The sequence below is a fragment of the Mesorhizobium sp. WSM4307 genome (assembly GCF_007003945.1).
In the GTDB taxonomy this organism is placed as follows: domain Bacteria; phylum Pseudomonadota; class Alphaproteobacteria; order Rhizobiales; family Rhizobiaceae; genus Mesorhizobium.
In genome coordinates this window covers 90,860-112,386 of sequence record NZ_VFTB01000007.1, presented here as the reverse complement: position 1 = coordinate 112,386, position 21,527 = coordinate 90,860, and the positions used below count along the sequence as shown (strand labels likewise).

At 56.1% G+C, this 21,527-nt stretch carries 16 protein-coding genes and 2 pseudogenes; 3 read left to right on the top strand and 15 right to left on the bottom strand.

The genetic code is table 11. The features are described from left to right. The gene (locus FJV83_RS36460) at positions 1-138 is read left to right on the top strand and encodes a hypothetical protein (protein ID WP_179296581.1); all 138 of its coding nucleotides are present in this window, start codon (positions 1-3) and stop codon (positions 136-138) included. A 120-nt stretch (positions 139-258) separates the two neighbouring features. Here FJV83_RS36460 and FJV83_RS18095 read toward each other — a convergent pair whose 3' ends face one another. From FJV83_RS18095 to FJV83_RS18040, 11 genes and pseudogenes are all read right to left on the bottom strand, one after another. Then, positions 259-2,055, bottom strand: coding sequence for a CocE/NonD family hydrolase (locus FJV83_RS18095; RefSeq protein WP_245318389.1), 1,797 nt, complete (start codon positions 2,053-2,055; stop codon positions 259-261). 497 nt (positions 2,056-2,552) lie between these two features. Continuing rightward, on the bottom strand, positions 2,553-3,554 hold the full coding sequence (locus tag FJV83_RS18090; RefSeq protein WP_095775987.1) for an ABC transporter ATP-binding protein: 1,002 nt from the start codon (positions 3,552-3,554) through the stop codon (positions 2,553-2,555). Then, positions 3,547-4,560 carry an ABC transporter ATP-binding protein gene (locus tag FJV83_RS18085; RefSeq protein WP_095775988.1) on the bottom strand — a complete coding sequence of 338 codons (1,014 nt, stop codon included), beginning with the start codon at positions 4,558-4,560 and terminating at the stop codon, positions 3,547-3,549. Before FJV83_RS18085 ends, FJV83_RS18090 begins: the two co-directional genes overlap by 8 nt. After that, the gene (locus FJV83_RS18080) at positions 4,557-5,396 is read right to left on the bottom strand and encodes an ABC transporter permease (protein ID WP_245318391.1); all 840 of its coding nucleotides are present in this window, start codon (positions 5,394-5,396) and stop codon (positions 4,557-4,559) included. The genes FJV83_RS18085 and FJV83_RS18080 overlap by 4 nt, the downstream gene beginning before the upstream one ends. Before the next feature lie 92 nt (positions 5,397-5,488). Further along, positions 5,489-6,487, bottom strand: a complete 999-nt coding sequence (locus FJV83_RS18075) for an ABC transporter permease (protein WP_095775990.1) — start codon at positions 6,485-6,487, stop codon at positions 5,489-5,491. A 1-nt stretch (position 6,488) separates the two neighbouring features. Next, positions 6,489-8,159, bottom strand: coding sequence for an ABC transporter substrate-binding protein (locus FJV83_RS18070; RefSeq protein ID WP_095776019.1), 1,671 nt, complete (start codon positions 8,157-8,159; stop codon positions 6,489-6,491). A 178-nt stretch (positions 8,160-8,337) separates the two neighbouring features. After that, positions 8,338-8,929: pseudogene (locus FJV83_RS18065) on the bottom strand (3-keto-5-aminohexanoate cleavage protein); the annotation flags it as partial. A gap of 982 nt (positions 8,930-9,911) precedes the next feature. Further along, positions 9,912-11,096 carry a M20 aminoacylase family protein gene (locus FJV83_RS18055; RefSeq protein ID WP_095776020.1) on the bottom strand — a complete coding sequence of 395 codons (1,185 nt, stop codon included), beginning with the start codon at positions 11,094-11,096 and terminating at the stop codon, positions 9,912-9,914. Positions 11,097-11,136: 40 nt separating this feature from the next. Further along, positions 11,137-12,327 (bottom strand): glycine C-acetyltransferase, encoded by a 1,191-nt coding sequence (locus FJV83_RS18050; RefSeq protein WP_095776021.1) that lies wholly within the window; start codon positions 12,325-12,327, stop codon positions 11,137-11,139. 95 nt (positions 12,328-12,422) lie between these two features. After that, the gene (locus FJV83_RS18045) at positions 12,423-13,382 is read right to left on the bottom strand and encodes an aminotransferase class IV (RefSeq protein ID WP_245318394.1); all 960 of its coding nucleotides are present in this window, start codon (positions 13,380-13,382) and stop codon (positions 12,423-12,425) included. A 305-nt stretch (positions 13,383-13,687) separates the two neighbouring features. Continuing rightward, positions 13,688-14,143, bottom strand: coding sequence for an Lrp/AsnC family transcriptional regulator (locus FJV83_RS18040; protein ID WP_095775992.1), 456 nt, complete (start codon positions 14,141-14,143; stop codon positions 13,688-13,690). A 484-nt stretch (positions 14,144-14,627) separates the two neighbouring features. On the opposite strand from FJV83_RS18040, the pseudogene FJV83_RS37020 reads away from it, so the two are divergent. Further along, positions 14,628-14,855: pseudogene (locus FJV83_RS37020) on the top strand (alanine racemase C-terminal domain-containing protein); the annotation flags it as partial. 1,369 nt (positions 14,856-16,224) lie between these two features. On the opposite strand, the gene FJV83_RS18030 reads toward FJV83_RS37020, so the two are convergent. Beyond that, positions 16,225-17,133 (bottom strand): dihydrodipicolinate synthase family protein, encoded by a 909-nt coding sequence (locus FJV83_RS18030; protein WP_095775994.1) that lies wholly within the window; start codon positions 17,131-17,133, stop codon positions 16,225-16,227. A gap of 163 nt (positions 17,134-17,296) precedes the next feature. On the opposite strand from FJV83_RS18030, the gene FJV83_RS18025 reads away from it, so the two are divergent. Beyond that, on the top strand, positions 17,297-18,004 hold the full coding sequence (locus FJV83_RS18025; RefSeq protein ID WP_245318395.1) for a GntR family transcriptional regulator: 708 nt from the start codon (positions 17,297-17,299) through the stop codon (positions 18,002-18,004). Positions 18,005-18,076: 72 nt separating this feature from the next. Here the strand turns inward: FJV83_RS18025 and FJV83_RS18020 are convergent, their stop codons facing one another. The 3 genes from FJV83_RS18020 to FJV83_RS18010 are packed head-to-tail and all read right to left on the bottom strand — an operon-like array spanning position 18,077 to position 21,499. Beyond that, positions 18,077-18,919, bottom strand: coding sequence for an ABC transporter permease (locus FJV83_RS18020; RefSeq protein ID WP_095775995.1), 843 nt, complete (start codon positions 18,917-18,919; stop codon positions 18,077-18,079). Positions 18,920-18,930: 11 nt separating this feature from the next. After that, complete coding sequence (locus FJV83_RS18015; protein ID WP_095775996.1) at positions 18,931-19,875, bottom strand: ABC transporter permease; 945 nt, start codon at positions 19,873-19,875, stop codon at positions 18,931-18,933. Positions 19,876-19,903: 28 nt separating this feature from the next. Beyond that, the gene (locus FJV83_RS18010; protein WP_095804194.1) at positions 19,904-21,499 is read right to left on the bottom strand and encodes an ABC transporter substrate-binding protein; all 1,596 of its coding nucleotides are present in this window, start codon (positions 21,497-21,499) and stop codon (positions 19,904-19,906) included. Between the last annotated feature and the right edge of the window lie 28 nt (positions 21,500-21,527).

The following is a 21,527-nucleotide window of genomic DNA, read 5'->3' as shown; positions in this document are numbered from 1 at the left end:
TTGCCGCTGAATTTCACCTTGATTGCCGCTACGCACTGCATCCTGCAAGTTGACGGCTATTCGGCCTATACCGATCTGGCCAAGGCGCGTGCCAAGGGCGGCGCAATGAACCGGTCCAATTCGCGGAGTGCTGAGTAGGTGGGGGGCGTTACCAAGCCCCGCACCTCACAGATCCGGACGTGCAGTAGACGCATCCTCATGACCGGCCTCGCGATCGAATCTAGTCCGACTTCACTGGGATAGCGTCTGATCGAAAGTTCATCGAATCGGCAACCCTCCGGGTACAAAGTCTGTACCCTTCCTACAAGGCTGCGCCCGCAGAGTGCCGCATGGAGGAGCGGGCGCCTGGGCCACCGCCCCCGGGACAATAGGAAGGAGGATCTTCGAGGGATATTTCTCCGAGTGATAAACCCTATTGATGGACGGAGCGCCGGCAGGAATGCTGCCGATATTGCGAAGCGGAATAGGATTTGGGGCTCCAATCGTTAACTCGAGGCTGTGCCCTTGTCGAACAACGTGAGCGATCGGTGCAAGCAACGACATCCTTATCTCATAGATGTTACCCGGGATGAGCTTCTCAAACCTCCGGCACTGGTGGACCACTTCGTCGGCGTATGTCCGAGTTTCGTCGACTGCACGGAGCGACGCACGCAACAGACCCGATTGCAAGAAAAGAACGTTGCCGTCAGGATCGACATCCTTCAGAGTTAGTTGTAGGTCGGCGTCATCTCCATTGTCGATGCTCAAGAACAAAGTCACTTCCGGGTTCCCAAGCAGCACCATGTCCGAGGTGGCTGCGGCCGTCCGGTAATTCAATACACCGTCCTTGTAGGGCTGAATCGCGAACTGCAGATTGTTTCCGTGAAGCTCGGTCCCAGTCGGATAAAGGTATGCGCGTGAGCCTTCATTCGGCTCAGCACTGGGTTTGAGAGGCGAAATCCGGGCGTCTGCTGTGAGATAGTAGGTAGCGCGCTCGACTGAAGTTTCTGGCCATGTCTTGTGCCTTGTGACCCAACCAGCAACCGAATTCTTTGGGTCGCCATCTGGCTCCGAAACCTCCCAATAGACGGTCACAGACGGGTCCTGTTCTACTCCAGTTGGAACTCCCTTGACCCATCGGTCGAGGAATTTCATCCTCTCGTCATCGACTTGGCGATAAGCTTCTGTCCCAGGTTGCCCGATCAAGTGATCGCCGTTCATCAACACGAGTTTTTTATGCTCAACATTCGGCAACAACTGAGTAAATACGCGCGCACTTTCTCTGGCCGCCCCACCGTAAGTGTCCTGCCACGCTGCGATCAGCATGGTTGGTACAGTGACTTTGCCAGCTACTTCATGGCGAGCCAGATAGGCTGAATCCCACCATTCATCCTTCAGCGGATGCTTCCGAACCTCGTCGAAAAATGAGCGCTTGATGACTTGCCGATTGCTCCCACGGATTACAGCGCACTCGGTGTCGCCCGCTCTGATCCGGTCCTCCGCTCCGCTAGCCTGACTGACGAATTCAGCGCCAAGTGACCATCCTGCTGCAGTTTGGAGCTGCAGCATCCCGCCCAAACAAAAGCAATCCTCGTAGCCATCCTCGACGCCGCTCGCTACGATCGCTTTCAAATGCGGAGGTTGCTCCGCTGCGACCCAAAATTGGAGCGTTCCAGAAGATGAATTACCGATCATCCCCACATTTCCGTTGCTCCAAGACTGCTTAGCGATCCATTCGACCACCTCCGCGCCATACAGTCCGACTTTGTGGTCAAAGCCGTCCACCCAAGACTCGATAACGCCTTCCGAGCAGCCGGTCGCTGGAAAGTTTGCACCAACAAAACCATAACCAGCTTCGAGATACGGCTTAGCGAGGCTGAAAGGTGAAGCACTTGCCGTGTAGGGGTCGTACAGGAAGACGGTCGGATAATGGCCAGTTTTCGGGTGATACGATATATAAGCAATTCGTGTTCCGTCCTTCATTGGCACGTAGCCGATGTCCCGCGCTAGGTCAGAATCAGCAAGATCGTCGCTTTCGGGCTTCATCAAATTGTGCATGTTGACCTCTTTGTTCATTCTCCAATCCCACTGTGAGTCTGCTAAGTCCATTACACGAACGTGAAGCAACCGTCGCAGTCGAGGCCGTGTCTGACCTAGGGGCGTTGAGAATACGGCCCCTGGAAGGTCGCTGTTCATCAAAATGCATCGGCTTTTGAAACGGAGACTTGAAATGTCACCGAAGATTGAAATCGCGCGCGAAATTATAACTCGATCATATCGGCGGGCCATAACCCGATCTATTGCTCATCTGTGCCTCAACTACCTTGCTGCATTTGTCCAATTGGCCTGATGAGAGAAGTAGTCTTTGCCCCTTCCACGATCGTCCGCCGCACCGAAACTTCGCCTTTCACTTTCGACAGAAGCCCTAGGCTCGACAGTGAGTGCGTGCGCTAAACAAGCATCTGGCCGTGGAAAGTTCCTGTTCCCCGGCTTGGCAATGATCCCGGCCACACGCGGTAACCTTCAGTGGCAAGGTCAAAGACCGGACAACTACTGTTGAGCAGACACTAACATCATTTTGCCAGCCAGCATGCGGAATGATGCCGCGGCCCCACTTCAATAACCGGCGGCTCTTCTTGACTGCAGCGATCAAACGACTGCGGACATCTGGGATGGAAGCGGCAACCCTTCGGTAGGCGGGCCGCACTTGGCACCTCGCCGTGCAGCACTTCAATTCCACCCCCATCTCCGATATCTCGAACCCGAGGCGTGGCATTTCGCAGGGCAATGGTATACGGGTGCTGGGGGTTCAGCGTAATGTCGTCAGCGCTGCCGATCTCAACTATCCGGCCGAGATACATCACCGCGATTCTGTCGGCAATCAACCAAGCAAGCGGCAGGTCGTGAGTGATGAAGAGTATCGCCAAATTCTGCTGATCGCGAAGATCGAGAAGCGTTTGCAGTATCTGTGCGCGGATTGATACATCGAGCATCGACACTGGCTCATCGGCAACAATGAGGTCAGGCTTGACGACAAGTGCTCCCGCGATGACCACTCGCTGGCGTTGGCCGCCTGATAATTCGTGCGGAAAGCGCGCGAAGAAATCCCCAGGAGGGTTGAGGCCCGCGCTTGATAGAGCTTCGCTCACCCGCTCGGTTAGCTGATCGTCATTCGTCGCTATCCGAAGCGCTCGCAATGGCTCTGCCACGGCATCGAACACTGTATGCCTCGGATTCAGCGCTTGATAAGCATCCTGGAATATCATCTGGACATGATGGCGGTAAGGGCGCAAGGCCGACCAGCCCTGCCGCGTTGTCATATCCTTGCCGTCGAAAAGGATCCTACCACCGGTTGGCTGAACCAGTTTTGTGATCGCTCGGCCAACCGTGGTCTTGCCGCTTCCGGATTCTCCAACCAGGGCGACAATCTCGCCGCGCCCAACAGTAAGGTCGACGCCGTCAATTGCACGCACTGCGCCCCGGGTTCGTCCCAGGACACTGTCGAATAGTCCCCCCTGGACCGGAAAGCTGACCTGGAGGTTTTCTAGTTGCAAGATCTCGGCGTTATTAGTCACTAGCTAGTACCTTGTCTGCATGCGTCAAAGAGCTGTGGAGGTGACACGCCACGCGTCCCTGTCCGCATTCCTCAAGTTCGGGAACCTGAGTTGTACAAATGGGCATGGCGGATGGGCAGCGTGTATGGAAGGCGCAGCCCAATGGGCGCCTCATCAGTGTCGGGGGATCGCCGGGGATCGGGCACAACATCCGTTTTCCCTTCGCCGGGTCTGGAATCGATTCGATCAGCAGCCGGGTATAGGGATGCTTCGGCGCAGTGAAGATATCCGCGACCGGACCATCCTCCACGATGCCCCCAGCATACATGATCATAACGCGATCACACGTCTCTGCGACCACTGACAGATCGTGTGTTATCAAGATCAGAGCAAGTTTGAACTTTGATCGCAACTCGACCAACAATTTGAGTATCTGAGCCTGATTGATGACATCGAGGGCCGTGGTCGGCTCGTCGCCTATGATAATCGATGGGCGGCATGCAAGCGCCATGGCGATCATCACCCTTTGGCGCATACCGCCCGACAGTTCGTGGGGATATGTCGAGCCCCGATCCGCTGGTATACCAACCAACTCCAGCAATTCTCTGGCCCTGGTCGTTGCCTCCTCACGCGACATGCCTAAGTTTAGTATACACGGCTCGGCAATCTGCTTAACGATGCGGTGAACGGGGTTAAGCGCGTTCATCGCACCCTGGAAAATGACCGAGGTCTCTCTCCAGCGATGTGGCCGCATTGCAGCATCATCGTCGATTGGCAATCGGGCACCGCGGTAGCACACTTGGCCGCCGCTTACTCGCGCATTGGGTGATAACAGACCCGCGATTGCCATCGCGGTCGTGGTCTTGCCGCTTCCCGATTCCCCGACAAGCGCGACGGCCTCTCCGGCGCGAAGCTCAAAGCTCGCCTTCCGGATCGCGGGCAATGAGACACCGTTCACACTATAGTCAACGGAAAGCCCTTCAACCGACAGTAGAGGATCAGTGCTCTTTTGGCACATGTTCATCATGGGATCACACGCCTGCGGGGGTTGAATGTGTCGTCTAGCGCATTGCCAAGCAGGACGAAACCGAGTGCAACGGTGAGCACGCATACACCTGGTGAACCCAGGTACCACCAGGCTCCGGCACTAGCGGCGCCAGCTCGCTGCGCCAAGGAGAGCAAAGTGCCCCATGAGGGCTGCAACGGATCCCCCAGGCCGATAAACGAGAGCGCGGTCTCGGTATAGATCGCGCCAGCTACCACCAATGCGCCATTAGCGGCGATTTGGGGTACGAGGTTGGGCAGGATATGCCGTATCATAATGCTTGCATCACTGCTGCCCCCGACCCTGGCGCGATCCACGAAAGGCCGCTCCCGAAGCGACAGTGTCTGGCTCCGAATGATGCGAGCGACAAAGGACCAACTCGTCAAACCTATTACAACAAGGATGACGAAAAGGGATGTCCGGAAGCCTAGGATCTCGCGGCCGCGCCCCACGACCTCAACGAACACGGGCGCGATCACCAGTGCCAGCACGAAGGGCGGGACGATGAAGAAGAAATCTGTCATCCGCATCAGCCAAGTATCGACCTTGCCGCCAAAGTAGCCTGACATTATGCCAACCGTGGTACCCATGATCAAACTGATCACAGTCGAAATCAAGGCGATCGTCAGGGAAATGCGCGCGCCATGGACAACGAGATTGAGAACATCCCGCCCCGCTTCGTCGGTGCCTAGCAGGTGTTGGCCATCCGGCGCCGCCAGGAAATCACCGCTTGCTGTAGCGACAGATTCGAGGGGACCAACGAGCGAACCAGGCACTGCTGCCAAAACCAGAAAGAAAGTCAGAGCCGCCACGCCCACCCAGGCGCCTCCCCGCTCGAACAGTCTCCCAAGGAAGTCCTTTATAACCCTCCGCCGGGCTCGCCGACGAGGTATCGCAATAAGTTCATTCATTATCTCACCCTCGGATCAAGTATGCCATAGGCCAAGTCAGCAACGAGATTAGCAAGAATGATCGAGGCACCGAGCAGCAAAAATACACCTTGGAGCACCGGATAGTCTCGCGCATTGAGCGCCTCGACAGTCAGACCGCCGATTCCCGGCCAAGCGAATACGGATTCGACGGTGATGGCACCCGCCACGACGTATCCGAGATTGAGCGTCACTAAGGTCACAACGGGCAGCATTGCATTACGGAAGCCATGGCGCATTAGCATCTGCCCGCTGGTCAGCCCCTTTGCCCTTGCTGTTACCATGTAGTCCTCCGCCACAACCTCGCTCATGGCAGCACGTGCTACCAGCACGTATTGTCCCATCAGGCCCAGGGCCACTGTCGAGGCAGGAAGTATTAAATGCCGTAGATAATCGGCAAACCAGTTGAGGAATTCTGTTCTGCCACCAGGGGAATATGCACCATAAGCGGGGAACCAACCCAATCCCGTGCTGAAGATTACCACCAAGAGCATGCCGAGCCAGAATGACGGCGTTGAGTAGAGCGCCAAAGAGACGCCCGTCGCGACATTGTCGAAGGCCCCTCCCCTGCGCCAACCGGCGTAGATACCGAGCATGACCCCGCACAGGATTGCGATGATTTGGGCGACACCGACCAGCGCGATTGTGGCTGGCAGCCGCTCAAGCAGGAGGTCGCCAACACGCTGCCCCCTGTATTTGAAACTGAACCCAAAGTCGCCACGGAGCGTTGACTCCATGTAGTGCAGAAGCTGGTCAGGGAACAGCGGCTGATCGAGACCCCAATCCCGTCGCTGGGCCTCTATCTGCTCGGTGGATACTGCGGTTCGAGCTCCTGCGAGCAGAAGGGTTGTCGGGTCGCCTGGAAGGATCCGGAACAATGTGAAATTCAGAACCGCCACCATCAGAAGCGTTACGGCAGCTCTAATAATGATTTGTCCTATCCGCTGACCCGTCCCACTTCCTTTGCCATTGGAAGCCATCTCACACGGACCTCAGGCGATCGAACGGAAAGTAGCCCCACATCGACATCATGTCCTTCGTCCCCCAACCTTCGAAGCAATCCTTCCGATGGGCTTCCAGCATGAAAGGGTAGCACAGGACAATGTAGGGCGCTTCGGTGTAGATGAGGCGCACCGCCTGATCGAGCAACTCCCGGCTCTTCTTAGCGTCGACGGTAACCTCAACCTGCGACACGAGACTGTCGAACTTTTCGTTCCTCCAGTACGACCGGTTGTTGGTGCCAACAGCTTTGCCGCTGCCCAAAGTGAGAAGATCGGAAGGTGCGGGTGACAGCCAGTTGCTGTCAACAAGAAGGTCCCAGCCACCACCGCCATTCTCTGGAGCTTGCCAGCGCGCGCCGAACGCACTGTCGTCAAGTTGTGTCACCGTGACCGTAACTCCGATTTGCCCCATCCAGTCGGCGATAAGCTGCAGGGCCGTGATTGGTATTACGCCGTTAGTCCCACCGGATGAGGTAATCAGCTCAAGCTGAAAGCTCTTTCCCTCCTTGTCCTCCCGAACACCGTCGCCGTCTTTATCTCGATATCCCGCAGCATCGAGCCGGCGCCCCGCCTCTGCGAGATCGAAATGGCGCTTAATATCGCCCAGGTCCGAGTAGTAATCCGTCGCCACGGGCGGGACCAGTCCCACGCCGGGCTCGGCGTGTCCACGCATTGCTCGGTCGACGATACTCTTTTCATCGATGGCATACCCGATCGCATCGCGGAACGCCGAATCCTGCAGTGCCTTGGTGGTGCCCTCTCCCTTTCCGGAGAGTGTATTGAAGGCGAGGAAAACGCGGTTTTCGGTTCGTGATTGCCCGACGGAAATGGCAGGATCCTTCGAGAGGTCCGTCCACTGTGCAGCCACGAGCCCGAGGCCATAATCGAGATCACCACTCTTCAGACCCTGAGCGATGGAATCGACCGTAGGGAAAATGTTGAAGATCATGCCGGCCGTGGCCGGTCGCCCGGTTCGGAAGTGTTGGTTGGGGGTTAGGCGGACATACTGGCTCCGCCGAAATTCTGAAACTATCATCGGTCCCGTGCCCACCAGAGGCGGGTTGTTAGGGAAGGTGCCGCGCGCATCGCCATAGCTGACGTCCTTCCAGATGTGCTCGGGGACAATCAATGTCGTGTTGTCGATTGGCCATAGGGTTGGGATCTTGGTCACTATTCGCAAAGTCTCGTCGTCGACTGGCGTGATAGACTGGATATGCTCCAAGCCGCTCGTGTTATTCCAGCCGACGTTCAACTCGTCGGGTTTGCCAAGGGAGTCGCGCAAATAGTTGTACGTGAAGGCGACATCCCTGGCCGTAGCGGGACTACCATCTGACCACTTCATCCCAGGCCATATCTTGAAGGTCCACGTCACGTTATCATCGCCAACAGACCATTCTTTGGCAAAACCTTTCCGGTCGGAATGGCGCTGCGCGTCGACTCCGACCAAACAGTCGTAGGTAAAGGCCGTCGGCCACCACGAGCCCCACGTTGCAAAGGGATTCATAGTGTCGGGGCTGGCCGTTGCGCCCAAGCGCACGACGTGATCCGCGCACGATCCTGCAAAGGCCGTTGAATTCAAAAGCCAGGGCGCTGCGGATCCCAAAAGCATCGCCTTGACCACGGAACGGCGATTAAGTGACCACTCGTTCATTCTATCCTCCCAGATTTTCCGACTTCTGCCGGCGTGCATCGGGAGCCACATTAGATTGGTCGCGAAGTGATTTCGCATCTCGATCGTACCAATTTTGAAACGCGCGCGGCATAATTCACCTCTGACTGAGGCAGTCTTACCAAAAGTCTATCGGTCGATCTGAATGGCGGTGAGCGTCACGGCCGAATGCGCAGACGCTCCAATGGAAAGACATGTGCGGCGAGAAAGGGCAAAAGATTTGCAGGCGTCGAGATCTGTCCGACGGTGTAGTGTCCTCGCACCTAGAGGACAGGCACATCATCGAATTTCAACAGACCACGTCGGCGATATTCGGCTAGGCGGATCGCCTCCGCAGGCTCATAGAGATGATCTGCGGCAGCGCTTCTTCCCGCCGCATCCAGGCAAGCAGGTCCGCGAAGGCAGTTGGATGGGGTTCACGCAGCACAAGCGACGGGGTGTGCGGGCGCACAGCCTTCACGACGGCAAGCTGTTCGGCGGGCGAGTAGATACCTACTGCCTCGCTGGTGATCTTGATCATTATTCTATCCGCCACCTCGGCGCGGGATCGCGGCAATCGCGGATCGATAGGCATTGGCATCCAGCAGATGCGTACCATCCAAATTGCGGATGTGGACATGAATCATCGACGCGCCTGCTTCCAGGCATTCGCAGGCGGCGCGCGCCAGTTCCGGATGATCTTGTTTCGTACGGCCGCCTCCATTTGGGGCCACGGCGATTGTTGTCTCCTGCACACGCCTCCTTCGATCCATCTGACCACCCTCGCGACATGGCGCTGCGATGCGCCAGCAGGCGCGACAGGGGGGGCTGCGAGCGGCAGCGATGACACGGGTTGGCCAAACTCGGCTTTGATGGTTACGAAGACATTCGGTCGGTCTATCGCGCTGCGGTTCGAGGCGACGCACCGCGGGGACGTATTGGCGAGCAGGCGCGGCACCAGAAGCTGAAGGGCGACCAGTTTCTCGCAGGCGAAATGCTGATGACCTTCAGCAAACAGGCGGCCTCACTTGCAGAGCCGGATTCGCTTACGCTTGCCAACGCTAGCGCGCATTTCAGCGGCGCGAGGTCTATTGCCTCGGCCTGCCCTCCAGCCTTGCCGCGGCTTGGCACCCGGACTACATCCTCTCGCTTATCGGAAAACGTTCGACGCTACTGGGCGGGATCGGCGGAACCGGGGCCAATCCGATTGGCCGTGCCGGACCGCAGGATGTGCTGATGGCAGTGAGCGTCCTTCCCTATACGCGCGCACTATCGAGATCGCTGGCTATCCCGAGGACGCAGAGTTTGCCCGGTCGCCATCAGCGGAAATTGTGGCGCGTTAGTTGCCGGGCAGGGCGGCGACGAGAAACCGACAGCGCCGTCGCGCCTCAGGTGCAGTCCGCCGACATACCCCTAATTGTTCAGACCGACAGTCCTTCCTTTTCCACAGCATGGTGCCGGCTTTTGCGACATCGCATTCGGCGCTGCGCGAATTCGACGAACCCGTTCCAGCTCTCGGAACAGCATCTCGATAGGCCTTAGTCATCTCCACTTCTTGAACTGAAGTGCCGTTACATAATCGTTTTTCATTCGCCGCCCCATAGGGAAGTCGAGAATTGGTTACTCCTTCCTCGAACTGTCGTGGGGTTGTCAAAGACGGTGTTAAGAGCTCCAGGCCGGCCACTACAGGGGCGCCAGAGCGCTTTTCAGGATAGCTCGTGGACCTACCCCAATACTAAGGCATCAGTGGTGATTTCACCCGGCCTCCATTCCAGACCCCAAGACGGTCTCGACCAGTTGTACCCAGTAGCCGATGCCATAGGGTAAAGCCTCGTCATCGAAATCGAATGCCGGACTATGACACGCAGCGGTTAGCCCATTGCCAAGGAAAATGTAAGCGCCGGGTCGCGCCTCGAGCATATATGCGAAATCCTCCGCCCCCATGCTGGGTTTCACCTTCTCATCAACGGATTCAGCCCCGACGAGACTGCGCGCCGCGCGGATTGCCAGATCTGTTTCCTCAATCGAGTTGAAGGTCGCCGGGACCGATCGGAGATATCTGAACTCAATTTCTGCGCCGAACCCCCGCGCAATAGCCTGGGCAGAAGCCAAAATCTCTTGCTCGGCGAAATCCCGCAGGCTGGATGCAGAGGTCCTGACGGTCCCGCCGATCTCGACTTGATCGGGAATGATATTGTAGGCCTGTGCGGCATTTAGCTTTGTGACAGAGATGACCAGCGACGCCAAGGGGTCGGTCTTGCGCGATACCAGGGTCTGCAGGCCAAGAATGATCTGGGCCGCAATAACAACGGGATCAATCGTACTTGATGGGTCGGCCGCATGACCACCCCGACCCTTGACGATGATATCGAAGTCGTCCTGGGAGCCCATAATCGAACCGTGACGGATGCCGAATTTACCGACCTCAATGCCCGGGGCGATATGCATGCCAAAAACGTGCGAGATTCCGAAGCGCTCCATGATCCCTTCCTGGACCATTTTAAAAGCGCCCGTTGGGAATGATGGCTCCTCAGCCGGCTGGAAGATCAAGGCGACGGAGCCATTAAAGTTGCGTGACCTCGCAAGATGTTTTGCAGCACCCAGCAGCATTGCCGTATGACCGTCGTGGCCGCACGCGTGCATTACGCCAGAGGTTTTCGATGCCCAAGGTTTATTTGAGGTCTCGACGATTGGAAGGGCGTCCATGTCTGCTCTCAACCCGATCGTCGGCCCATCGCCACCTTCCCCCTGAATCACTGCAACGACGCCAGTTCCCGCAATTCCCGTTTCGATGTGGTTTATGCCAAAGGAAGCAAGCTTTTCAGCAACGAACCTTGCAGTGTTGTACTCCTGGAAGTCCAACTCCGGATTCTCGTGAAGATAACGGCGCCAATCGGTGGCCTCGCCTTGCAGTTCCCTAAAAATGTCAATGTCTCTCATATTCCATAGACCCTTTTTGTCCGTTTCGAATCCAACGATCTCAAGCAACGATGCCTAGATTTCGGCCGATCTTAACAAACGCTTCGACCGCGAGATCGATGTCCTCCGTGGAATGCGCAGCCGACATCTGGGTGCGAATGCGTGCTTGATCTCTCGGCACGACTGGAAAGGAAAACGCCGTAACATAAATGCCCTGTAGCAGCATTTGACTAGCGATCTCCTGGGCCACACCTGCATCGCCCAATAACACGGGGATAATGGGGTGATGGTTGCCGAGCAACTTGAACCCTGCACTCGTCATTTTTGACCGAAATCGATCAGCATTGACGTAAAGTTTCTCGCGCAGTTTGTTGCTGTCCTGGACTATCTCGAAGACCTTCAGCGACGCCGCCGCGATCACCGGCGCCAGCGTATTGGAGAAGAGATACGGTCGCGAGCGCTGCCGCAGCCACTTGACGACCTCGGCCTTCGCCGACGTGTAGCCGCCCGAAGCGCCACCCAGCGCCTTGCCGAGCGTGCCCGTAATGATGTCGACCCGGCCCTCGACCCCGCAATGCTCGGCCGAGCCGCGTCCGTGTTTGCCGACGAAGCCGACGGCATGGCTATCATCAACCATGACCATCGCGCGGTATTTGTCGGCGAGATCGCAAACGCCCCCGAGATTGGCAATGATGCCGTCCATCGAGAAGACGCCGTCGGTGGCGATCAGCTTGAAGCGGCTGCCCTCCGCCTTCTTCAGTTCCTCCTCAAGCGCCGCCATGTCGTTGTTTGCATAGCGGAAGCGCTTGGCCTTGGAGAGACGCACGCCGTCGATGATCGAGGCATGGCTCAAGGCGTCGGAAATGATCGCGTCCTCCTCGGAGAGCAGCGTTTCGAACAGGCCGCTATTGGCGTCGAAGCAGGAGGAGTAGAGGATCGTGTCCTCCATGCCGAGGAAGGCGGAGATACACGCCTCGAGCTGCTTGTGCTCCTCCTGCGTCCCGCAGATGAAGCGCACCGATGCCATACCGTAGCCATAACGGTCGATTGCTGCCTTTGCGGCAGCGCAAATGTCATCGTCATCGGCAAGGCCAAGATAGTTATTGGCGCAGAAGTTTAGCACATCGCTTCCATCTGCCAGTCGCACCTTGGTAGATTGGCGAGAGATGATAATGCGTTCGGACCTGTAGAGCCCTGACGACTTAAGTCTCATCAGATCTTCATTTAGGTGTGCAACAAAAGAGTCGGTCATGGTCATCCAATTGGCGGAGCGATGGAAAAGTGAGACGAGCAGCACATCGTTATCGGCCGAACGAACCATTGTCGCATGGAACACGCTTGATCAGTTCACCGATAGTTTACGGCGGTAGACCATGCCGGATCCGAGTGCTTCTGCCAGTACAGATTCATCAGCTGACTTGTTAAACTGCCCACCTTACCGTTACCGATGACGGTATGGTCGATGCGCGTTACCGGCATGATACCTCCGGCCGTCGAGGTGATGAACACCTCATCCGCTTGAAGCAGTTCCTCACGAGCCAAGTCTGCTGCTTCAACAGCTAGGCCGGATTCTTGGCACAGGTCGAAGACCGTCTGACGCGTGATGCCCGGCAGTACTCCGAACGCGGGGGTTTTCAGCTGACTTTCCTTCACGGTGAACACATTGAAACCAGGGCCCTCGGCGATGTTACCGTTGGTGTCCATAATCAAGGCTGTTTCCGCGCCGAAGTCGTAGGCGTCAAAAAGTCCCTTCACCAGATCGAGCCAATGGTAATTCTTGACGGCAGGATCTACCGAGCTAGGCGGGATGCGGACAGTGTCGCTCACAGCTATATGAAGACCACGTTTCAACTGCTCACTGTTGGCGACGGAACCGTACGGTACTGCAAATGCAATAAAGCGGTTCTCAGCCTCCCTCGGGTCGCGACTGAAAGTGGAGGATCCGCCGCGGGTGCATATCATTTCGACATATGCTGACTTGTGCCCCGACAAAGCGACGCAATTAGCCAAAATCCCTTCGATTTCTTCGCGGCTATACGCAAGCCTCATCCGCAGACGCTCCATGCCCCTGAAGAAGCGATCGAGATGGAGGTTGAGCCTGAAGAAACGACCGTCCCACACGTGCACCGTATCATAGGTCGCGTCAGAGTGAAGGAAGCCCCAATCAAGGACTGAAACCTTTGCTTCTGACATGGGCAGATATTGTCCGTCCATGAAGGCAATGCCGTGAGGATAATTGCGAGAATCCTGGTGACGCGATTTGACTGCTGGAAAGTCTTCGTGCGATCCAAACGTTGCAATTGTCATGTTTTCTTTCTCCTGCTGCGCCAGGGTATTGGCCTACCCCGCGCATTGTCGATCGATGCCCACTCGTGTGCACGTGCTGCCTGGCTTAGCGGCCTGCTCCCCAAATGCCGCCTACCAGACGCTGCTTATGCAGATGACGAGCTGGGCAGCTCTTTGGGTTGTCAGCGGCAGTTCGACACAACGCCGTCTACGTATGATTCATCGCAGGAAATTTTGGGCAGGAGCGGTCAAACTCGTGCGATAAACGCAACAAAAGCTTCATAAAAAGCGCTCGGATGGCAAACACAGTCAGGCGAAGAAAAAGGTCATACCAAAACGCGGGTTTCGAACTTCACACGATCAAGTGTGATCATGCTTTTAAATTTGCGTACGTTCGCATTGGTATATAGCTTGGTCTTCACAAATACGTCGAACGCTTCCACATCTTCCACCGCAACAATCAGTACAAAATCCGCATCTCCGGTCACCATATAACACTGGGTGACTTCCTTTGCGGCCCGCATGGCGCGCTTGAAGTCATCGACGAGATCTAGCCGCTCCCGGTCGAGCTCTACGTTCACAACAACCGTGAGCGACTTTCCCAGAGTTTTCGGATTTACCAGGGCGACGTCGGCAATTATCACGCCATCTGCACGCAGCTTGTTGATTCGACGCATACAGGACGCGGCGGACGAGCCAACAACATCCGCCAGTTCAGCAAACGAGAGTCGATTGTTTACCTGAAGTGCGGCGACGAGGCGCCGATCGAGATCGTCCAGCATCTATCTCTGTATCTCCTGTGTGGACCCGGGTACCCATAAAATTTTTTACGCGAACGACGATGTCGAATGCTAATGCTTTCAACAATCGGACGCCAGATACGTTTCATTCTGCACCCACAGATGAAATAGACGTTTCAAGCCGCCGGTTTATTCGAAAGCGAATAGGGAGAATTTAAAAGTAGGAGCGACAATGCTGGGCGTAGCGACTTTTTCTGAGGCCACTTCGACGTTTCAAATTCGAGCGCTGTTTGGTGAAATCATTTCAACTCAGACTACAGTCTGACGTCAATGATCGTGTCCCAAGTATCTTAAGTTTTAATGGTGCGACTACCACCGAAGTTCGGTCGGAAGGTCACAGTTGAGTTTTGCCGACCGAAGACAGGTGCGCCGTGCGTTGCCTGACTTCCTAACGTTGTCATGCTCGATGGAAATGCCTCGAGGTCGCCTTGGTCCTAGCCCGCAAGGTCCCCGCCGTGCGCCCAAAATCGGTTACGGCGGCGCTCACGTTGCAGAAAAACAAACCCGCCTGGCGACGATCGCAGCAGGCAATGCCTATGGACTGCCAAGGAACCTGAGTGGGCGCGGTGCAGTCTATTACAACTGAACACGACTGCCGATCGTCGGCCGCGTCTCGATGGACAGCATCACCGTGGACGTCAGTGTATTGCCGGAGGGAACGTTGACCTTGGGCAGTCTCGTCGAGGTGCTTGGCCGCATCATTCCAACCGGTGTCGGTGATCGAGATGGTTTCGGTAATCTCAAAGCCCATCCACGCCGGCCGCTCAGACGGGTCGAACGACACTTTGCCCGTCGGCTCGTTGGGGATGACGTTTCAGGTTGAGCCAGACTAAGCGCTATCAGCCGAGCTGCAACGTCGAGTTTCGGGAGTGAGCGAACCATCTCCATAATTGCATCGCGATGCGCCTTTGCTCGTGCTGCCGTGCCTTGAGCCCTTGAGCGCCACGATGATCAAGTGATCAAGTGGATGAAGTGCGACATCGGGGGTTGCGATCCGGAGCCTGTTGCCCTTCATATCCAGCACAAGCAGCTCGGCCGGCGCATGACAGACAGGCTCGCAGACCAGCACCTTATCGTGCGTGTACTGCCACAACTCTTCGCAGGACCACCGACGCCCACGGATCTGGAACGCGCCTTGGATCACAGTGCGCTCGACACGGCGCGCTACAGCCGCGCGGACCTCATCCCGGCTCATGGTCATCGCTGACCAGCCGGCAGCAACGCGCTGTTGAAAAGTGGTGTTGGGCGAATGCCCCTTGAGGCCGCTCCGCTTTCCCGTAGGCATGCTGTGATACGCCAGGAGGCGATCAAACGGACTGTTGCGCCATACGGCAACTTCCGAGATTTCGTTCCGGCGTTCTTCGGTCTCCTGAAGGCCGTCGGGTCGCCAACACCCTGCCTGGATAGCTGAACGGCAAATCCGAGCTGATTGTGTTCTCGTCTGACATCCGCTTCACTGTAGCCGAGAACGAGCAGGCTCTCGCGAATGTCAGGAACTGCCCCGAGAGAATAGTACCACATGTCTAGCCGATTTTTGGGCTTACTCGGCTGGCCAGATATGCGGACACATTTTGCAGAGCTTAGGTTGTTCTTCGGGGTCTAGGACCGAGTCTAGACCAAGGCCAACATGGTCAATGCCGACCAATTGGACAACGTATTGTCGCACCAGCGTCTCCGGGGTGCAAACCTTGTCCTCGCGTATTGGTTTCATGTTGGACCAGCGATGGCTACACGTGGCGGCTCGATTTCGAGCTGGCGAAGGCTGTCGGCGTTGAATGAACCATATCTTGATCTCTGCACCTTCAGTTGCTGTCTTCCGAACGAGCGGCACTTGAGCGGACGTCATCCCCAACTGTTGTCTTTTGGGTAGCGGCAGGCCGGACGAGACTTGCACTTGTTTAACCACAGATGGCGGCTTGCTCGGCAACGCCCGCGAACACTGTTTGCTGCGGACCCAAGCTCCCGAGAATCAATGCGCTGGTCTGGCGCACGGATAACCCCAGCCCGTGGCGACTAGCCTTGCGCGATCATTGCGAGGCACCGGTTTTCTGACGATGCTAAAATCAGGCAGCTTTCTTCACCCGCTTGGCCAAAGTCTCGATTGCTAGCTGAATCGTCGATATGACGAATTCGCGCTCTTCGCCGACGAGCGGCAAGCGCGGTGCACGGGTCCATTCCGGCGCGCCGTAGACCAGGTTCTCGGCGAGCTTGATGTACTGAACCAGCTTAACGTGAGTGTCGAGATGAAAGGACGGCGTCAGGATACGGTAAAGCGCGCGCGCCTCTTCGTACTTGTTTTGGGCGCACAGGTTGAAGAGTTCGACGCATTCTGACGGCCAAACGTTGGTCATGCCCGACACCCAGCCGGTGACGCCAAGTGCGGAACTTTCGACGATCAGATCGTCCACGCCGCAGAAGACGCTGAAGCGGTCGCCAAGTTCGACGAACATGTCGGTGACGCGACGAATGTCACCGGTTTCCTCCTTGACGCAGACGATTTCCGGAGTGTCGCCGAGTTGCTTGAGAACGTTGACCGTGCAGTCTACGCCGTAGGCGATTGGATTATTGTAAATCATGATCGGCAGCGACGAAGCGCTGGCGATAGCCTTGTACCACTCGACCGTCTCGCGATCGTCGGTTTTGTAGCCGAGGCTTGGGAACACCATCAGGCCCTGGGCACCGAATGATTCATAGAGCTTGGCGTTGGACTTTGCACTTTCGAGTGTGATTTCAGCGAGCCCAGAGAGAACCGGAACACGACCGTCGACCACGTCGATCGCGCCGCGGATGATCTCTTCGCGATCCTTCAGTGACATCGAAGCGTTCTCACCAAGCATCGGAAGCACAATGACACCGGAAACGCCTGCCTTGACGAGGCGGTCAAGGCTATCCTTGGTCGCGCGAACGTCAATGTCGCCATCCCGCGTGAGCTTGGTCGTCACTGCAGGGAATACACCCGCCCACTTTGTCATGGTTCTCCATCCACTCGGTCCAACTGGATCCAATCTACACGGCTACAATTGCCATGTCTACCCTTTGATGTCACTCTTTTTTGGGGTATCTTCTCGAACGTCAATCATTCCGCAAAAAGCGAATGCGGGAGTTTCCAAATTGGCTTTTAGGATCCAACAAACGATGGACAATATGCTGGAACAGAAGAAGCAGCGCTCGAAATATCGCCTTCAGAGGCAAAGCCTACCGGAGGCGCTCTCAGAGTCTTTGCGGGAACGCATCCTCAGCGGCGAGTTCAAAGAAGGCGACCCACTGATACAAGAAGCGATCGCAGCTGAATACGAATGCAGCCGAATGCCAGTGCGCGAGGCGTTTCGCCAGTTGGAAGCTGCCGGATTGATTGTTTCCCAGATTCACAAGGGTGCAATAGTTTCGACATTGCCATCCGAACAGATCATGGAATTGTTCGAACTCCGGGCAACGCTGGAGTGCGATATCCTGAGCCGATCTCTGGAGCATCTCTCGGACCAAGACTTGGCTCACTCCGCGCAAATTCTTAAGCGACTTGAAGAGGCCTATCACAAGCGGGACATTGCCAAGGTAGGCGCATTGAACTGGGAGTATCACCGCAGTCTCTATCGGCCCGCGGGACGCGTTCAGACACTCGCCATCCTCCAAGGCATCAATGTCCAGATTGATCGATATATCAGGATTCAACTACTTTTGACTTCGGGCTTCGAAGAAGCAGAGCGCGAACATCGCCAAATTCTGAGCATGTGCAAAGGACGCGACCGTCAAGTCGTGGAGTTTATGCGAGAGCACATCATCCGCGCTGGTCATAACCTTCTGGAGGCGCTCAATAAACGCCGGGTCAGTGAAACTGCTGCCTAGCCGACCTGCCCGGAAGAAGAATAAGCGCCAAGTGACAAACTTGCTCCACAGACGTTGATTCAGCCGCGAAGCTCAATCAGGCAAGGCGAATCGCGGGTCGAGCATGTCTCGTGCACCATCGCCTATCAAATTGATCGCGAGCACGACAACAGCAATAAGTACGCTTGGATAGAGAATCATATGTGGGGCGATCAAGGCAAAGGACCGGCCCTCGGCAACGATGTTGCCCCAACTCGGATGCTCGGGTGGAACGCCAACGCCCACAAAGCTGAGGTAAGCCTCATAAAGGATCGCCACGCCGCAGATATAGGTGGCCTGCACTGCGATCGGCGCCAACGCGTTCGGCAGGATGTACCTGAACAGAATACGCAGCGGCCCAGCGCCGTAGGATCGAGCAGCCTCAACAAAAACTTGCTCACGTAGGGTCAGCGTCAAGCTTCGAGCCAGGCGCGCGACACCCGGCACTTCGGGGATCGCCAAAGCTACGATCACAGTCAAGATCCCGCCACCAAAGATCGTCGCCAAGGCAATCGCAAGCAGGATTCCCGGTATGGCCATCATGCCGTCCATGATCCGCATCAGGATCTTGTCCGAAAGTTGCCCGGCTCCGGCGACAAGGCCCAGTATCGTTCCAATCGTTGTCGCTAGAGCCGCTGTGGCCACCCCGATGACAAGCGAAATCTGCCCGCCGTAAAGCACACGCGCGAGAATGTCGCGCCCGAACATGTCGGTGCCCAGTAAATGACTATAGCTAGGCGGTTTTAGCCTTGCATCTGGGCTCATGGACAAGGGGTTAACGCTCGTCAGGATCGGCGCTAAAAAAGAGACCAGCAAAATCACAAGCATGAAAATTAAAGCCGCCACCAAAGGTGTTGGCAGGCGCTTCTTCTGTCGCAACGAAAGAGACATCGCCATGGCCTAACCTCCTAGCTATATTTAATGCGTGGGTCGATAAACAGGTATGACAGGTCTACCAGCAAATTTATCAGAACATACACAACAGAACTAAGTAGCAAGACGCCCTGGATTAGGGGGACATCCTTGTGTTGAATGGCGTCAACAAGGAGACGTCCAACCCCTGGGATGGCAAACACTGTCTCGGTGATCACCACGCCACCAAGCATGTAGGCAAACGACATTCCAACTATGGTGACAAGAGGCACGGCGATAAGCCTAAGGCAATGCCGCATGATAATCGTAAGTTCATCCAGGCCTTTCGCTCGCGCGACCCGAATGAAGTCCTGGCCAAGGACCTCGATCGCACTCGCTCTCGTGATCCGAGTGATAAGTGCGGTCTGCGCGAATCCCAACATAGTCGCCGGCAGAAGCACATGCCTCAAGACTTCCCATGCTCCGCTTTCGAGCCCGGGAAACCCTGAGATGGGCATCGATCCGAAGTGCACCCCGAACGCAAATATCAGCAAATACCCAATCAGGAAGGCAGGTATTGCCGTTCCAGCGATACCGAAGAACGAAACCAGTTGATCAGCGAGGCCTCCCCTCTTCCGGGCAGCCAGCAGTCCCAATGGCACCGCGATCATAACTGAGACCAGAGTTGCTGCGATTGCCAGAATGATTGTCGGTTCCACTCGCGAGAGAATGAGGCTCAATACTGGCTGTTCAGAAAAAATCGAATTTCCGAGATCGCCCCGCAAGACGTTGCCCAGCCAATGAAAGTACTGGGACAAAATTGGAGCGTCCAAGTGAAGCCGCTCTCGAATAGCGTCGATCTGAGCGGGCGACGCGTAGTCGCCCGCCAGCACAACCGCGGCATCTCCAGGACTCAAATAAGTCAGCCCGAATACAACAGCGGTTACCACCCCCATCACCGGGATGATGGAAAGCATTCTGGTGATGAGATATCTGATCATAACAAACTCACGGCCACAGATCGACGCTCTACTTGCTCTTACGCCGGATGTTCCAGAAATACATTTCGGCCGTCTCAGGGTTAAACCCTTCGAGCTCGGCTCTGTAGACGACCGCCCCGGTATTCTCTCCTGTCATGATGAACGGCAGGTAGACCGACGCACGCGCCTGCAGTTCGCCGGCGATCTTCTTTTTTTCGTTCTGGTCCGCTGCGCTAATGAATGCCGCCCGCAAGTCCTCGATCTGCTTGTCGCAAGGCCAACCGAACCAAGCCTTGTCGCAGTTAGAGGCGAGCATCAGATGTGTCAGCGGAGAGGAGGCTGGCTGGCCTTCCATGATGTTGGGGAAGAGGTTCCAGCCGCCTTCCGAAGCCGGCGCCTTGGAGGTACGGCGCGACGTGAGCGTTGACCAGTCCATTGCCTGAAGGTCGACCTGCGCGCCGGCCTTTCTCAGTTGCTGCCCCAAATACAGCGCCCTTGCATGGGCTTCAGACCAATCAGTCGGGTCGAGAATGACGATCGGCTCTCCATCGTAACCGGCTTCTTTGAGGAGTTCTTTCGCCTTGTCTAAATCGGCTGCCCCTCGATGGCCCTTATAAGCTGACTCGTCTCCATACGTCCCCTTGCAAGTCAAATAAGCATAGCAGGTCTGCCAGAATTCCTGGTCACCGACCGCCGCGCGGCTGATCTCTGTCTGGTCAATCAGATAGGTAAGCGCCTCACGTGCTTTATTGTTATCGAACGGAGGCACTACGTGATTAATCACGACCAGACCCTGGTTCAAAAACCCTTTCGCTACAACGAGATCGGGATTACCCCGCAAAGCCAGAGCGTTATCCAGCGGAGGAGCTGCCCAGATATCTTGCTGTCCAGTCAGCATCTCCGCCATTGCGGTGTTGGCATCCGGCACGTAAGCCATTTCAATTTTGTCAAACGTTGCCTCCTTCCTGCCGGCAAAGAAGCTCGGCGGATCGGTCCTGGGGATGTAATTGGGATTTTTGGTATAGGTGCGCGTTTGCCCTGGTTTCCATGATGAAATATCGAACTGATAAGGCCCAGATCCGGTGGTATCGGTGAGTTGGTCTGTTGGCGGCAGGGAAGCAATTCGCTTCGGCATGATGAAAGCAGGGTTTCCCGTGATACCGGCAAGCGCAGCGGGGACGTCGAACGGCTGGTTCAGCTCAATGCGAAATGTCAGATCATCGACTTTCGTAATCTCCTTGAGCCTGGCAGCCAGTAATTGCCCAGTCTGGTCGCGGGAGGCCCAACGCTTCAGCGACTGGATAACGTCCTCAGTCGTAATTGAGCCTCCGTCGGAGAATTTCAGACCTTTCCGAAGCGCGATCGTATAGCTTTTTTTGTCGGCACTGATGTCGACTTTATCCGCAAGCTGGGGACGGGCGACGCCGTCCTTGTCAAACTCAAACAATTTGTCATAGATCAGATAGGCATGAACCAAAGTTGTGCCCGACGTTGTTACAATGGGATCGATGGTTTTTAGATCTCCGTCGGCGATGACGCGGAGCGTGTCTGCCATGGCTGTGCTGGCGAAAAAGATCCCTGCAAATATCGACGAAAGCATTGCCTTCTTAGCCATGCTCTTGCTACTGTTGGTGCTTCTCTTCATTTTAGTTCCCCTTTTATCTGGCCGTTCA

Bases quoted from the DNA above. Each gene is read 5' to 3' on its own strand.
- FJV83_RS18010 (WP_095804194.1), bottom strand. From the start codon at position 21,499: ATGAAGAGAAGCACCAACAGTAGCAAGAGCATGGCTAAGAAGGCAATG.
- FJV83_RS18095 (WP_245318389.1), bottom strand. From the start codon at position 2,055: ATGAACAAAGAGGTCAACATGCACAATTTGATGAAGCCCGAAAGCGAC.
- FJV83_RS18040 (WP_095775992.1), bottom strand. From the start codon at position 14,143: ATGCTGGACGATCTCGATCGGCGCCTCGTCGCCGCACTTCAGGTAAAC.
- FJV83_RS18030 (WP_095775994.1), bottom strand. From the start codon at position 17,133: ATGACAAAGTGGGCGGGTGTATTCCCTGCAGTGACGACCAAGCTCACG.
- FJV83_RS18075 (WP_095775990.1), bottom strand. From the start codon at position 6,487: ATGGCTTCCAATGGCAAAGGAAGTGGGACGGGTCAGCGGATAGGACAA.
- FJV83_RS18015 (WP_095775996.1), bottom strand. From the start codon at position 19,875: ATGATCAGATATCTCATCACCAGAATGCTTTCCATCATCCCGGTGATG.
- FJV83_RS18055 (WP_095776020.1), bottom strand. From the start codon at position 11,096: ATGAGAGACATTGACATTTTTAGGGAACTGCAAGGCGAGGCCACCGAT.
- FJV83_RS18070 (WP_095776019.1), bottom strand. From the start codon at position 8,159: ATGAACGAGTGGTCACTTAATCGCCGTTCCGTGGTCAAGGCGATGCTT.
- FJV83_RS18050 (WP_095776021.1), bottom strand. From the start codon at position 12,327: ATGACCGACTCTTTTGTTGCACACCTAAATGAAGATCTGATGAGACTT.
- FJV83_RS18045 (WP_245318394.1), bottom strand. From the start codon at position 13,382: ATGACAATTGCAACGTTTGGATCGCACGAAGACTTTCCAGCAGTCAAA.
- FJV83_RS18085 (WP_095775988.1), bottom strand. From the start codon at position 4,560: ATGATGAACATGTGCCAAAAGAGCACTGATCCTCTACTGTCGGTTGAA.
- FJV83_RS18025 (WP_245318395.1), top strand. From the start codon at position 17,297: ATGGACAATATGCTGGAACAGAAGAAGCAGCGCTCGAAATATCGCCTT.
- FJV83_RS18020 (WP_095775995.1), bottom strand. From the start codon at position 18,919: ATGGCGATGTCTCTTTCGTTGCGACAGAAGAAGCGCCTGCCAACACCT.